The 14,400-nt window shown below is 70.7% G+C and carries 12 protein-coding genes, 1 tRNA gene and 1 pseudogene; 11 read left to right on the top strand and 3 right to left on the bottom strand.

What is annotated here, in order from left to right; all coding sequences use genetic code 11:
* The first annotated feature begins 154 nt into the window (after nucleotides 1–154).
* On the top strand, nucleotides 155–895 hold the full coding sequence (locus GEV07_28450; protein MQA06478.1) for an NAD-binding protein: 741 nt from the start codon (nucleotides 155–157) through the stop codon (nucleotides 893–895).
* Here the strand turns inward: GEV07_28450 and GEV07_28455 are convergent.
* Nucleotides 876–1,736, bottom strand: coding sequence for an NAD-binding protein (locus GEV07_28455; protein MQA06479.1), 861 nt, complete (start codon nucleotides 1,734–1,736; stop codon nucleotides 876–878). The genes GEV07_28450 and GEV07_28455 overlap by 20 nt on opposite strands.
* Complete coding sequence (locus GEV07_28460; protein MQA06480.1) at nucleotides 1,733–2,476, bottom strand: amidohydrolase family protein; 744 nt, start codon at nucleotides 2,474–2,476, stop codon at nucleotides 1,733–1,735. Before GEV07_28460 ends, GEV07_28455 begins: the two co-directional genes overlap by 4 nt.
* A 152-nt stretch (nucleotides 2,477–2,628) precedes the next feature.
* Between GEV07_28460 and GEV07_28465 the strand changes: the two genes are divergently transcribed.
* Together GEV07_28465 and GEV07_28470 are read left to right on the top strand one after the other, a co-directional pair.
* The gene (locus GEV07_28465) at nucleotides 2,629–2,820 is read left to right on the top strand and encodes a hypothetical protein (protein ID MQA06481.1); all 192 of its coding nucleotides are present in this window, start codon (nucleotides 2,629–2,631) and stop codon (nucleotides 2,818–2,820) included.
* A 245-nt stretch (nucleotides 2,821–3,065) separates the two neighbouring features.
* Nucleotides 3,066–5,003 (top strand): annotated as a pseudogene (locus tag GEV07_28470) (recombinase).
* On the opposite strand, the gene GEV07_28475 reads toward GEV07_28470, so the two are convergent.
* A tRNA-Arg gene (locus GEV07_28475) sits at nucleotides 4,982–5,053 on the bottom strand. The pseudogene GEV07_28470 and the gene GEV07_28475 sit on opposite strands and share 22 nt — an antisense overlap.
* Nucleotides 5,054–5,218: 165 nt before the next feature.
* On the opposite strand from GEV07_28475, the gene GEV07_28480 reads away from it, so the two are divergent.
* The 8 genes from GEV07_28480 to GEV07_28515 form a co-directional block, all read left to right on the top strand.
* Nucleotides 5,219–5,584 (top strand): response regulator, encoded by a 366-nt coding sequence (locus GEV07_28480; protein ID MQA06482.1) that lies wholly within the window; start codon nucleotides 5,219–5,221, stop codon nucleotides 5,582–5,584.
* Nucleotides 5,585–5,620: 36 nt separating this feature from the next.
* Nucleotides 5,621–6,328: a hypothetical protein gene (locus tag GEV07_28485; protein ID MQA06483.1), complete on the top strand. Its 708-nt coding sequence runs from the start codon at nucleotides 5,621–5,623 to the stop codon at nucleotides 6,326–6,328.
* Nucleotides 6,329–6,379: 51 nt separating this feature from the next.
* A complete protein-coding gene (lysA, locus tag GEV07_28490; protein ID MQA06484.1) occupies nucleotides 6,380–7,744 on the top strand; it encodes a diaminopimelate decarboxylase in 1,365 nt (454 codons plus the stop codon).
* 50 nt (nucleotides 7,745–7,794) lie between these two features.
* Nucleotides 7,795–9,069, top strand: a complete 1,275-nt coding sequence (locus GEV07_28495) for a homoserine dehydrogenase (GenBank protein ID MQA06485.1) — start codon at nucleotides 7,795–7,797, stop codon at nucleotides 9,067–9,069.
* Nucleotides 9,070–9,094: 25 nt separating this feature from the next.
* Nucleotides 9,095–10,153 (top strand): threonine synthase, encoded by a 1,059-nt coding sequence (locus GEV07_28500; protein ID MQA06486.1) that lies wholly within the window; start codon nucleotides 9,095–9,097, stop codon nucleotides 10,151–10,153.
* 1 nt (nucleotide 10,154) lies between these two features.
* Nucleotides 10,155–11,069 (top strand): homoserine kinase, encoded by a 915-nt coding sequence (locus GEV07_28505; GenBank protein MQA06487.1) that lies wholly within the window; start codon nucleotides 10,155–10,157, stop codon nucleotides 11,067–11,069.
* A gap of 376 nt (nucleotides 11,070–11,445) precedes the next feature.
* Nucleotides 11,446–13,395, top strand: coding sequence for a transcription termination factor Rho (locus tag GEV07_28510; protein MQA06488.1), 1,950 nt, complete (start codon nucleotides 11,446–11,448; stop codon nucleotides 13,393–13,395).
* 139 nt (nucleotides 13,396–13,534) lie between these two features.
* A partial coding sequence (locus GEV07_28515; GenBank protein MQA06489.1) for a hypothetical protein occupies nucleotides 13,535–14,400 on the top strand: 866 nt, incomplete at its 3' end.

Below are 14,400 nucleotides of genomic sequence, written 5' to 3' on the forward strand. Positions count from 1 at the left end.
CCGAGCCCGCGGCTCCGCCCGCCCGAACCGGCCCGCGACCCGCTCATGCAAGGTATCCAGCTCATCTATCACCAGATCGGTAACCACCCGACCATGATCAACTACCTGTCAAGCAAGTGCCGTTGCAGTACTAGCCGACGCGGGAGCCGAGCCGGTGACGTCGGCGGCCGACGCGGCGCAGGGTGCCGATGCCGTCTTCGTGTCCCTGCCGGACTCCCCGCAGGTGGAGGAGGCGTTGCTTGGTGACCGTGGCGTGGTCGCGGGCTGCTTGCCGGGCACCGTCGTCGTCGACCTGAGCACGATCGACGCGGGTGTCAGCCGCCGGCTCGCCGACGAGCTCGCCGCCCGCAAGCTCGGCTACCTGGACGCGCCGGTGAGTGGCGGGCCGCAAGGTGCCGAGGCGGGCACGCTGTCGATCATGGTCGGTGGGTCCCCGGAGGGTTACCAGCGGGTGGAGTCGCTGCTGCGCTGTCTCGGCCAGACCGTCATCCACGTCGGTGCCGCCGGCATGGGACAGGTCTTCAAGAGCTGCAACCAGATCGTCTGTGCCATGAACATCCAGGCGCTGTGCGAGGCGTTCGCGCTCGCGCGGTCGCAGGGTGCCGACCTCTCCCTGCTGCGTGAGGTGCTCGGCGGCGGTGCGGCCGACTCGTGGATGCTCCAGAACCTCGGGCCGCGGATGACCGAAGGCGACGCGAGCGCGGGTTTCCGGATCGAGCTACAGCTCAAGGACATCCGGCTCGCGACGCAGCTGGCGGCACAGGCCAGCGTTCCGCTGCCTGGCAGTCTTCAGGTCATGGCGCTCTACCTGGAGGCCGTTGCACACGGTGAGGGCGGCAACGGCAACCAGGCGTTGTTCCGTGTCTACGACCGGCTCACCGGTCAGGGCTCGTGAGCGCCTCGTAGCGGGCGCGGAACGACGGTGCGACTTCCTGCGCGGAAACACCGGCCACCGGCAGGCTCACCCCGGCCTCGCGCGCCGCGACTACGACGTCGTAGAGGTCCTTGCCGTAGGTCTGGTACATCTCGTCAGTGCCGGCCAGCCGGTGATCGCGCATGAGGCGGTCGAAGAAGCCCCAGTTGCGGATGATCCACGAGTCCCCCGTGGTCTCGGTGGCCAGATCCACGAACGCGCTCTCCTCGATGCCGTACGCGTCCGCGAGCCGTACGGACTCCAACGCCGCGAGCTGGTTGCAGTAGGTCATCAGCTGCAGCGCGAGCTTCGCGGCCGCGCCCGAGCCGACCCCGCCGACCGCTTCGACCCGCTCGCCGATGGCCGTGAAGTACGGGCGGCAACGTTCGAGGTGCTCCGGCCGGCCACCCGCCATCACCGTGAGCGTGCCGGCGCGCGCACCCATGTCACCGCCGCTGACCGGCGCGTCCACCAGGCCGACGCCGACCTCGGCTGTGCGCGCGTCCAGCTCGGTCACCGTGGCAGGCAGGATCGTGCTGTGCACGACGACGACCGGCCCGGTCGAGTCGACGCCCGTCAGTAGTCCGGTCACCACGTCGGTGACCTGAGCGTCGGACAGCACGGCGATCCCCACGAGGTCGCAGCCCGCGGCCATCTCGCGCGGTGTCGCCGCCCGCGCGCCGGCCTCGACGCAGGATTGGACGGCATCGGGCCGTACGTCGTGCACCCACACCTCACGACCGGATCGCAGCAGCGTGAGCGCCATCGGCAGCCCGATATTGCCCAGACCGATGAAACCGACGCGGCCTGCCTCCATGCTCATCCGACCTCCTCCTCGCGAAACAACGGCGGGCGGTACACGGTCGCGGCCGTGTCGCCCAGAACGGCGGCGCGATCAGTCACGGGCAGATCGCGCAGGACTGCGCGAGTGCGGTCCCAGCCGGATTGGTAGCTGGCGCCGAGCAGGCACACCGGCCAGTTGCTCGCGGCCATCAACCGGCCGGCGCCGAAGCAGCCGACCGCATGGTCGACGTAGCGGCCGAGGGCGTCGGCCGACCAGTGGCTGCCTTCGTCCAACACGTCGAGGCCGACGGAGACCTTCGCGTACGTCCGTGGGTGTTCGGCGGCACGGGCGAGCAGCGACGCCCACGGCTGCCATCCGCCCTCGGGCAGTGGCGGTCGCCCCAGGTGGTCGATGACGAGCGTCAGCTCGGGCACGCGTTCGGCCACGGCGGCGACGTTCGCCAGCTGCCGTGGCCCGGTCGCCACCACGTCGACGGGCACGCCGTGCTCGGCGAGCAGGGTGAGCGATTCGACGACCTCGTCCCGTACCAGCCAGTCCGGGTGGGCGTCCCGAGTGGTCACGTGCCGGACACCGGCGAACTTCGGATGCGATCGACACCGCTGCAGTACCGCAGCGGTCTCCTCGGGCCGTTCCAGTGGCGCCCACACCACGGCGCCAAGGACGAAGTCGACCGCCGACGCCCACTGCAGCACCGACACCCCCACCTCCGGCGAGCCCGCGCCGCGGCCACGGCGCCAGCGCCGGATGCCGAGAGGTATCTGCTCGCGTCGCCGAGACCGGGCGGGACCGACGGCGAGACCACTACGAGAAGCGCGAGACGCGCGAGACTCGGGCTAGTCTCGCTCTTCTCGACACCTGTCTCGGTGTCTGTCCCGCAGGTCTCGCTGGCCGTCGAGACCGAGGTGTCGCCATGAGCCCCGCCGACGATAGCGACACCCCGGACGACGACCGCACCTACCACGGCCACATTAGGTGTCTGGACGGAGAATACGGCGAGAAATTACGCGGCGAACTCGCCGGAATAATCATCGACCTCTTGCACTGGGCAAGCAACCGCGGTGACCGTGACGAAGAGGACCGTGACCACTGCGAGGCAGCATGAACCACATGCTCGGACCCCCTGTAGAGCAAGGAGTCCACGAGCATGAAGGTGATACGGGAATGGCTGCGCCGAGCAAATCACGCAGGGCGCGATGAATTTCATGGAAAAGATCTCATCCATCGAACTATTTGCTCGACCGGTCGGAGAAATAGGAGTAAAATAGTGACCCAACGAGACGCGGCATGAACTGCGCCCGAGCTCCTTCCGCGGCCGGCACGCGACACCAAGGGACAGGACTACAGGCCATGACCACACACCCACCGGACCCCGACCCGTCCGCGCCGAGGGCGGCGGGACGGCATCTGTCCCCGGTACCCGTGGCGTTGGGGCCGTCGGGACTGTCGGATTATGCGGTCTCGCCGTTGGCGACGTCGGCGGCGTTGCTCGGTGAGGGGGTCCGGGTAGCGTTTCTGGGGCGGACATCGACGGAGGATTAGCAGGATCCGCGGCAGTCGTGTCTGCGGCAGCTGGCGAACTGTAAGAACGCGTTGCCGGAGTCGTGGGTGATCGTCGCGCACTTCTACGACGTCGAGTCCGGCCGTAAGGAGCTGGCCGATCGTGGTCGGGGAACGGGGTATGAACGGTTCAACATCCCGGTCTCCCGTGACGGTGGCCTCGCCGATCTGTTGGACGAGGCTGCCCATCCTGGGCGCCGGTTCGACGCGGTGATCTGCGAATCGATGTCCTGGGTCGCCCGCCGCACCTACGAGGGTCTCTCCGTCGAACGCGCGCTCGACACTGCGGATGTGCCGTTATTCGCGTCGAACGAGCCGATCACGCTGTCCGGGTCTCGTGCGCAGCGGGTGCTGCAGCGGCGGATCAACCAGTCCGTCGCCGAATACGAGGTGCTCAATACCCTCGAACAAGCCTGGGGCGGGCTGTGCACGCATGTGCGGGAGGGCTGGAACATCGGCAAACCGCCGTACGGGTACACGGCGAAGACGTACCGACACCCCAACCCCAGCAAGGCCGCCCGCGGGTTCACCAAGACCCGTCTCGAACCCGACGGTGTCCGTGCGGAGACGGTGGCGCAGATCGCGGCGTGGCGTTACCACGAGGGGATCGGCTGCGACACCATCGCCGAGCGGCTCAACGCCGACCCGACCAAGTACCCGCCACCGACCCCGGTGGGCGGGCCCGAGCGGGCGCGTGGTGCGTGGGGGAAGACCAGCGTGTACGAGATCCTGCGGAACCCGAAATACACCGGCTACCAGGTGTTCAACCGCCGCGCGTCGCGCTCCAAACACGGGAAGGTCAACGACCCGAAGAAGTGGGTGTGGTCACCGGAGCCGACGCACGAGCCGCTGATCCCGAAGTGGATGTACGACGAACTCACCGCCCGCCGCCAGGAACGCCGCGGCTCCCGCGACGGGAACGCGAAGAACACCCATCCGGCGACCAGGCGGACGTATCTGCTGCGCGGGATGATCTTCTGCCCGTGCGGGCGGCGGATGCACGGCAACAACCGGCACGGCGCCGGCTACTACCAGTGCTGGCCACGCAACAACAACCGCGGCAAACCCACCGCCTACTCCGATCACCCGAAGGCCGTGTACCTGCGCGAAGACGCGATCCTCGACGCCATCGGCAGGTTCTTCGCCGACCGCGTCTTCGGACCCGATCGCCGGCACCTGCTCGCCGCCGACCTCGACCAGATCGACGATTACGCCGCGCGGCAGCACCAGGTCGAACGGGAACGGCTGCAACGCGTGCTCGCCGACCTGACGCGCCGGCAACAGGCATTGGTCCGGCAAGCCCAAGACGCTGACCCCGACGACCCCTTTACCAAGGCGCTCCGTACCAGCTACAACGACCTGGAGAAGCAGAGGACCGCCGCGCTGACCGCCGTCGCTGACCTCGACACCGCCGATGCTGTCGAGCCAGTCCGACCTGGTCCCGGCGACACTGCGCTACTCGACGCGCTCCCGGAACTCACCCTGTACCTCACCGAGGCGCCGGAAGAGCTGCTGCGGCGACTGTTCGAGACCACCCAGCTCGCCGTCCGCTTGCACGACGACGGCGACCACGTCACCATCACCATTACCCTGCCAGCAGACACCACGGCAGAGATCGCCGACACCGCAGAAAGGATCACCAACGCCATGCCATCTACACACAACACCCCAGGCCAGGAGCCGGGCGCTTGTGTAGATGCAGTCCGCGCCCCCGGCAGGATTCGAACCTGCGCTCACGGCTCCGGAGGCCGTTGCTCTATCCCCTGAGCTACGGGGGCGGGCTTGTCCGATTGGACCTCCGCAGCTTAGCAGCAGCCGCTGGGGTGGGTGACGGTGCGGGCGGCGTGGCGGTGGTTGTCGGGGCGGCCACGGCGCGTAGCACTCTGCGCGACAGCCTGCGAGCGACGTCGTACCTTCATGGTGTGGCGGACAAGGTGGGGCGCGTGCTGGTCGTCGACGACGATCCGGTCATCCGGCAGCTGGTCGCCGTGAACCTGGAGCTCGAGGGCTACCAGGTACTCGAGGCCGGCAGCGGGGACGAGGCGATCGCCGCTGCGCAGCAGCATCAGCCGGACGTGATCACGCTGGACGTGATGATGCCCGCGCTGGACGGCTGGGTGGTCGCGCTCCGGCTGCGCAACGACCCGCGCACGAGCGACACGCGGATCGTGATCGTGACGGCGCGCGCACAGCAGCGCGACAAGGAACGCGGGCAGCAGGTCGGTGCCGACGCGTTCGTCTGCAAGCCGTTCGACCCGGCCGAGCTGGTCGACGTGGTGGACCGGCTGGTGAAGGAGCGGGCCTGCTGACGACCTCCGTGACCAGCGCTGACTACGCTGTCCGGGGTGGGTGCGACGGCGCGGGGGAGCGACCCCACCAGTGCAGTGGCTGACGAGATGTCACTCGCGGTGGCGCGGCGGCGGCTGGTGGTTGCGGTCGCCGGGCGGCTGCGTGCCGCGTACGACCTCGGCCCGCTGCGCGCCGAGCCCGCCGTCCAGGCGGTCACCGTGGTGGGTACAGGCGCCGCCGACGTGCACCTGTTCGGCGAGCTGTGCCACGCGGTCGGGGCGGACGCCGCGCGCTACGCGCTCGTCCGCACCAGGTGGAACCGGCCGGTGCGGGTGGACCTCGACCGGTGGTCGCGCCGCGACGAGCGCAACCCGCTGTGGCGGCTGTGGTACCTGGGTGTCGGCTCCCGCGAGGCGCTCGACGTCGCCCGCGCGCACGGCATCGAGCCGGCGCCGGGCGGTAGGCTCGAAGGAAGGGCGTGGCAGACCACCACGGCCGCACTCGACGCGATCGACACCATCGGTCGAGTCGCAGCGGAACGGGGTGAGCCGCACCGGCTGGCCGACCACCTGGAGCACGACGTGGCCACCTCGCACGAGGCGGTACGGAGGTGGGCGTTCGAGGGGCTGTCCAGGATCCGAGATGACCCGACCGGACGCCCGGCCGCCGCGTACCGTTCACATCTGGCGCTCCTCGCGCGGTGTGCGGACGCGGTGGCGCGAGCCGGCGAGCTGTTCGGAGTTCCCCTGCCGAGACGGTTGTGAGAGGTGAGTGGTGTGAGGTCGGTGCACCCCGCGGGGCCGTTGCACGCGGACATGATGACCGAGGGCGCGATGTCCGCGCCGCCTACTGATCTCAACGCACTCGAGCCCGATATCTGGTCGTCGACCGCGCAGCGGGTCGGCGGTGCCGTCCAGGTGGGTGGTGTGGAGCTGCGCGACCTCGCCCGCGAGCACGGCACGCCCGTCTACGTACTCGACGAGGACGACTTCCGCGGCCGGGCACGTGCGCACCGCACCGCGTTCGACGGCTTCGACGTCTACTACGCGGGGAAGGCGTTCCTGTCCACCACCGTGGCGCGGTGGCTCGCCGAGGACGGCCTCTCGCTCGACGTGTGCTCGTTCGGCGAGCTGACCATCGCGCGGCGGGCCGGCTTCCCGGCCGAGCGGCTCGCCTTCCACGGCAACAACAAGTCGACCGAGGAGCTCGCGGCCGCGCTCGACGACGGGGTCGGCAAGATCGTGCTCGACTCGTTCGTGGAGATCGACCGGCTGGCCAAGCTGGCCGCCGACCGCGGCGTGCGGCCGAATGTGCTCGTGCGTGCGTCCGTCGGTGTCGAGGCGCATACCCACGAGTTCATCGCGACCGCGCACGAGGACCAGAAGTTCGGCTTCGCCGTCGCCACCGGTGAGGTGCTCGAAGCCGTACGGCGGGTGCTCGCGTCCGCGCCGCTGAACCTGGTCGGGTTGCACAGCCACATCGGCTCGCAGATCTTCGACACCGCCGCGTTCGAGCTCGCCGCCCACCGGCTGGTGCGGCTGGCCACCAGGGTGCGCGACCAGCACGACGTGCAGATCGCCGAGCTGGGGCTCGGTGGCGGCCTCGGCATCGCCTACGTGCCGTCCGACGACCCCCCGGAGACGGGCGAGTTCGCCGCCGCTCTACGGACCATCGTCGCCGAGGAGTGCGAGGCGAACGGGCTGCCTGTGCCGCGGCTTTCGGTGGAGCCCGGCCGCGCGATCGCCGGCCCGGCGATGTGCACGGTGTACGAGGTGGGCACGGTCAAGCCGGTACGGGTCGGCTCCGCCGGCGTCCGCACGTACGTCTCCGTCGACGGCGGGATGAGCGACAACATCAGGACCGCGCTGTACGGCGCTGAGCACTCCTGCGCGCTGGTGAACCGGGCGTCCGACTCGCCCGCGGTGCTTGTGCGGGTGGTCGGCAAGCACTGCGAGTCAGGCGACATCGTGGTGCGCGAGGTCTACCTGCCGGGCGACGTCGCGCCCGGCGACCTGATCGCCGTGCCGGCCACAGGCGCGTACTGCCGCGCCATGGCGAGCAACTACAACCAGGTGCCGAAGCCGCCGGTGGTCGCTGTGCGGCAGGGGGCTACGGAGCTGGTGCTGCGGCGCGAGACGATGGACGACCTGTTGCGGCTCGACGCGGGCCTGTCGAGCTGACCTTGCCGTCGGGGAGGAGACACGTGGGCGGTCGTGGAGATGAGCAGCCGGTGCGGGTGGCACTGCTCGGCTGCGGCGTGGTCGGCAGTGCCCTGGTCGGGCTGATCAAGGAGCAGTCGGCCGACCTCGCCGCACGGGTGGGAGCCCCGCTCGAGCTCGCCGGGGTGGCCGTACGCCGGCCGGCGCGGGCACGGGACGTCGACCTGGACCCCGGGCTGCTCACGTCCGACGCCGAGGCGCTGGTGCGCCGCGACGACGTGGACGTCGTGGTCGAGGTGATCGGCGGGATCGAGCCGGCCCGCGGCCTCATCCTGGCCGCGTTCGCCAGCGGCAAGTCCGTGGTCACGGCGAACAAGGCGCTGCTGGCGTCGCACGGCGCGGAGCTGCACGAGGCGGCGCGCGCCGCCGGCGTCGACCTGTACTACGAGGCGAGCGTCGCCGGCGGGATCCCGCTGTTGCGGCCGCTGCGGGAGTCGCTGGTCGGCGACACCGTGCACCGGGTGCTCGGCATCGTCAACGGCACCACCAACTACATCCTCACCCGGATGGCGGAGACCGGCGCCACCTTCGGTGACGCGCTCGACGAGGCGACCGCGCTCGGCTACGCGGAGGCCGACCCCACTGCGGACGTGGACGGCTACGACGCCGCGGCGAAGGCGGCGATCCTCGCCGAGCTCGCCTTCCACTCCCAGGTGACGGCGGCGGACGTGTACCGCGAGGGGATCAGCGAGGTGTCCGCGTCCGACGTCGCGAGCGCGCGTGAGATGGGCTGCGTGGTGAAGCTGCTCGCCATCGCCGAGCGCGCCGGCGGCGACAGCATCGACGTGCGCGTGCACCCGGCGATGATCCCTGAGACGCACCCGCTCGCCAGCGTGCGCGAGGCGTACAACGCGGTGTTCGTGGAGTGTTCCGCCGCCGGGCAGCTGATGTTCTACGGCCAGGGCGCGGGCGGCGCGCCGACGGCGAGCGCCGTGCTCGGCGACGTGGTGGCGGTCGCGCGCAACGCGCGCTCCGGCCGGTCCACCTGGGCGAGCACGCCGTACGCACAACTGCGGGCGCGCCCGATGGGCGAGGTGGCGACCAGGTACCACCTCAGCCTCGACGTGCTCGACAAGACCGGGGTGCTCGCCGAGGTGGCGCAGGTGTTCGCCGCCAAGGAGGTGTCACTGCAGACGGTGCGGCAGGAAGGGCACGGGGACGACGCGCAGCTGGTCGTGGTCACGCACGTGGCGACGGACGCCGCGCTGGCCGCGACGGTCGAGGAGCTGCGCCGGTTGGCCGTCGTGCGCGAGGTCGCGTCGGTCATGCGGGTCGAGGGTCTGTGAGTTCGCAGGGACGAAGGAGCTTGCCGTGTGGCGAGGTGTGATCGACGAGTACCGCAGCCGGCTGCCGGTCAGCGCGGACACGCCGGTCGTGACGTTGGGCGAGGGCTGCACGCCGCTCGTGCCCGCGCCGCGGCTGGCCGAGCGCACCGGGTGTGACGTCCATCTGAAGGTCGAGGGCGCGAACCCGACGGGCTCGTTCAAGGACCGCGGCATGACGCTGGCGATCTCCAAGGCGGTGGAGAGCGGCGCGGAGGCGGTGATCTGCGCGTCCACCGGCAACACGAGCGCCAGCGCCGCAGCGTACGCGTCCCGCGCCGGCATCTCCTGCGCCGTCCTGGTGCCGCACGGCAAGATCGCCCCGGGCAAGATGACCCAGGCCGTCGCGTTCGGCGCGGTGCTGCTCGAGGTGGACGGCTCGTTCGACGACTGTCTGGACGTGGCGCGCGAGCTCGTCCAGCGCTACCCGGTGCTGCTGGCGAACTCCGCCAACCCGGACGGCTACCGGCTCGCCGGCCAGAAGACGGCGGCGTTCGAGGTGGTGGACGCGCTCGGGGACGCGCCTGACGTGCACTGCCTGCCGGTCGGCAACGCCGGCAACATCTCGGCCTACTGGCAGGGCTACGTGGAGTACGCCAAGGACGGGGTGTGCCAGCGCACCCCGCGGATGGTCGGCTTCCAGGCCGCCGGTGCGGCGCCGATCGTCGCCGGCGAGGTGGTGGCGCAGCCGCAGACGGTGGCCACCGCGATCCAGGTGGGCAACCCGGCGTCGTGGCAGAAGGCGCTCGTGGCCAGGGACGAGTCCGGCGGCACCATCGAAGCCGTCACCGACGAGCAGATCCTCGACGCGTACCGGTTCCTGGCCAGGCAGGAGGGCGTCTTCTGCGAGCCGGCGTCCGCGGCCAGCGTGGCGGGACTGCTCGCCGCGCGGGAGTCCGGCCTGGTCGCCGAGGGCAGCCGCGTGGTCTGCACGCTCACCGGCAACGGCCTGAAGGACCCCGGACACATGCTCTCCGGCCGTCCGGAGACGGCGACCGTACCGGCCGAGGTCGACGCGGTCGCCGCGGTGCTCGAGCTCAGCAACTGACGTGGGCGGGCAGTGGCGGACCGGCCAGGTCCGGGTGCGGGTGCCGGCGACCAGCGCGAACCTGGGGCCCGGCTTCGACGCCGCCGGGCTGGCGCTGGCCAGGTACGACCAGGTCGAGCTGAGGTGCACCGACGCCGGCGTGCAGGTCGAGGTGGCAGGTGCTGGCGCCGGCGAGGTGCCCACCGACGAGCGGCACCTGGTGCTGCGCGCCGCGTACGCGGCGTTCGACGAGCTCGGTGACCGGCCGTCCGGCGTGGCGCTGACCTGTACGAACACCGTGCCGCACGGGCGTGGCCTCGGCTCCTCGGCGGCGGCGATCGTGGCCGGCGTGGTTGCCGCCAGGGCGCTGGCCGGGTGTGCCGAGCCGGCCGGTGCGGACGCGCTGACGCTGGCGGCCAGGCTCGAGGGACATCCGGACAACGTCGCCGCCTGCCTGCTCGGTGGCTTCACCGTGGCGTGGTCGGAGGAGGGACAGGCCCGCGCCGTGCGGCTGCAGCCGGTGCCTGAGCTGGTCGCGCTCGCGGTCGTGCCCGACCACGAGCAGGCGACGGAGCAGGCGCGGAAGCTGCTGCCCGACGTGGTGCCGCATGCGGCCGCCGCCGGCAACGCCGCACGCGCCGCGCTGTTGACGCCCGCGCTGACCGCCGACCCCGAGCTGCTGCTCGCGGCGACCGAGGACCAGCTGCACCAGTCGTACCGTCGACCGGCGATGCCGGCGTCGCTCAAGCTGCTGACCCGGCTGCGCGCGGCCGGGCAGGCGGCGGTGCTCTCCGGCGCCGGACCGACCGTGCTGGTGCTCGGCACCGCGACGTCGCTGGCCACCGCGAAGGACGTCGCGGCGGCGGCGCAGCCAAGCTGGCAGCAGTGGGAACTCGCCGTGGACCGCACGGGCGCGACCGTGGACGTCGCCGACTGAACGGTCGTCACCTCGGCGTATTCCCAGGTAGCATGGGGGATGAGCCGCCGGCCGACAGGGCGGCGGCCGACCACGTACCGCGGTCACGACGTGTCTATCAGGGAGCGATGCGCCGTTTCCGGGCGTGGGATGCTAATCTTCTGTCTGCGCCGGGTTCCCCTACGAGGGCACCAGCTCGTCCGACGGCCCACGGGGGGCAGTCTTCGTACCCCGTAGCTTCTCGAGGTGCCGAGCACCCGGAATCGGGGACCCACGCATTGAGTGACTAGCTCTCCTTCGAATTTATCTGGAGGCAATCCGTACGGTGTCGCCGTGATGCGGCGTGCCGACAGGTTGTTCATAACCCCTCTTGGCTCCCAGGAGAAGGGAACCTTTCGTGAGTGACCCGACACAGGTCGCGCAGGACTCGGCGAGCGCCGATTCCGCCGACACTGCATCCACTACTCCGCCCCGCCGCCGCGGTGGCCTCACCGGCATGCTCCTTTCCGAGCTGCAGGAGATGGCGGCCGGCATGGGCATCACTGGTACTGCCAAGATGCGGAAGAGCGAGCTCATCACCGCCATCAAGGAACGCCAGGCGGGTGGCGACGACCGGAAGAACGGCGCGCCGAGCGCCAGGTCGAGTGGGCGCACGGGCTCGGCGCAGCCGACCCTCGACGGCGGCGAGCTCAGCGCAGGCGACGCAGCGTCCGGCCAGCGTGCCGAGCAAGGTGACGCCGCCAGCACCCCCGCGCGCGGGGGTGACAGAGCACGGGGCGGTGCCGGCGAAGGCAGCGGCCGTGGCGCGAACAACCGTGGCGCGAACGGCAAGGCGGCTGGAACCAAGGCAGCACAGAGCCAGGGCGGCGACAACGCCACCGAGACGGCGAAGCAGGCGGACGCGAAGGACGGTCAGGGCGACCGGCAGCGCCGCGGCGGCCGACAGGACAACAACCGTGGTGAGGGCGGCGGCCGGCAGTCCGAGGGCGGCAACAACCGCGGTGAGGGCCGGCAGTCCGAGGGCGGCAACAAGCAACAGCAGCAGGGCAACAGGCAGCAGGACAACCGTCAGCGCGACGACGGTGACGGCAGTGACGGTGGTGGCGGCGGGGGCCGCAGGCGGCGTGGCCGCCGGTTCCGTGACCGCAACCGGCGCGACCGCTTCGGCAACGAGGGCGGCGGCGAGCCCGAGGTCAGCGACGACGACGTCCTGATCCCCGTCTCCGGCATCCTGGACATCCTCGACAACTACGCGTTCATCCGTACGTCCGGCTACCTGCCGGGTCAGGACGACGTGTACGTGTCGCTGTCGCAGGTCCGCAAGCACGGGCTGCGCAAGGGCGACGTCGTCGCCGGCGCGGTGCGGCAGCCGCGTGAGGGTGAGCGGCAGCAGAAGTACAACCCGCTCGTCCGCGTGGACACGATCAACGGCATGCAGCACGAGCAGGCGCGTGGCCGGGTCGAGTTCAACAAGCTGACGCCGCTGTACCCGAACGACCGGCTGCGGCTGGAGACAGACAACTCCAACATGACCGGCCGGATCATCGACCTGATCGCACCGATCGGCAAGGGTCAGCGCGGTCTCATCGTCTCACCATCCAAGGCCGGTAAGACGATGGTGTTGCAGGCGATCGCCAACGCGATCACTACCAACAACCCGGAGTGCCACCTCATGGTCGTCCTCGTCGACGAGCGACCGGAAGAGGTCACCGACATGCAGCGGTCGGTCAAGGGCGAGGTCATCGCGTCGACGTTCGACCGCCCCGCGGACGACCACACCACGGTCGCGGAGCTGTCCATCGAGCGGGCGAAGCGGCTGGCCGAGCTCGGCTACGACGTGGTCGTCATGCTCGATTCGATGACCAGGCTGGGGCGTGCATACAACCTGGCGGCGCCGGCGAGCGGCCGGATCATGTCCGGTGGTGTCGACTCCACCGCGCTCTACCCGCCGAAGCGGTTCTTCGGCGCGGCGCGGAACATCGAGAACGGCGGCTCACTCACCGTGATCGCCACCGCCCTCGTGGAGACCGGCTCCCGGATGGACGAGGTCATCTTCGAGGAGTTCAAGGGCACCGGCAACATGGAGCTGAAGCTGGACCGCAAGCTCGCGGACAAGCGGATGTTCCCCGCGGTCGACGTGGACGCGTCCGGCACCAGGAAGGAAGAGCTCCTGCTGCACGGCGAGGAGCTGAAGATCGTCTGGAAGCTACGCCGGGTGATCTCTTCGCTGGAGACGCAGCAGGCGCTCGAGCTGCTCCTCAACCAGATGCGGAAGACGTCGAGCAACGCCGAGTTCCTCATGCAGGTGCAGCGGAACACCCCGATGCCGGAGGACCGCGGCGACTAGCGTGGCCGGGTTGTTGCCGTAAGTCCTGGTGGTACCCACCGACCTGCGCGCGTCTCCGGTCGTCTAATAGCCTGCTCTGGCGGATCGTTTCGGCGGCGAGGAGACTGTCGCGAAGCACGGCCGCAGGGAGGGGATTGCTGTGACCGACCAGGTTGGCGAGACGGTGCTGCGGCCGACGCCTGGCGAAGGCTTGCTCGCCAGGGTTGGCGACCTCGTGCTCCTCTACGAAGCGGAGCCCGAGGAGAGCGCACAGCAGCTGTTGCAGATCCTGGAGACCACCGGCCAGTCCGGTGGTGACGGCCGGGTCCTGATCAGGGAATTGGCGAAGCTCGTGCACGGCATGGCGCAGCCGCCGGCGTTCGTCGCCTACGGGCCGACCGTTGGTGGGCGTGCGTTGCTCGTGCACGGCGCGGCCGTGGTCTCCGTGACCACCGGTGGCGCGGAGGCCAACTTCGACGGCGCTGAGGCGATCACCTGGATCGACCGCATCCTGCACGACGTGACGGCCGTGGCGGCCGCGCTCGGCAGTGCCCTGCCGAGCGTCGTGTCGACCAAGGTCCGGCTGGACAACGGAGTGGTGCCGGCCGGCGGCTTCAGCGCGATCCACGCCGACGCCGTGCCCGCTGCGCCGGGCCAGGACCACGGCACCGTGCCGATGGGCGACCAGCTGGCGCCGGCAGCCGGTGGGGTGGCCGTGATCGACGAGGCGATCAGCGACGCCGGCGCCGTCGACGCGCCGGGCACCCCAGCGTACGAGAGCGCCGTCGAAGAGATCTACGCCGACTCCGCGCCGCTTGCGGCCGTAGGCCAGGAGCCGCCGGCCGCCGACTACGGCGCGCCGTTCCCGGACGCCGGGATGCCAGCGGCTCCCGCGCCGTTCCCGGATGCGGGGATGCCTGGGGCTCCCGCGCCGTTCCCGGATGCGGGGATGCCTGGGGCTCCCGCGCCGTTCCCGGATGCGGGGATGCCTGGGGCTCCCGCGCCGTTCCCGGATGCGGGGATGCC

This window comes from Streptosporangiales bacterium (genome assembly GCA_009379825.1).
Classification (GTDB): Bacteria; Actinomycetota; Actinomycetes; order Streptosporangiales; family WHST01; genus WHST01.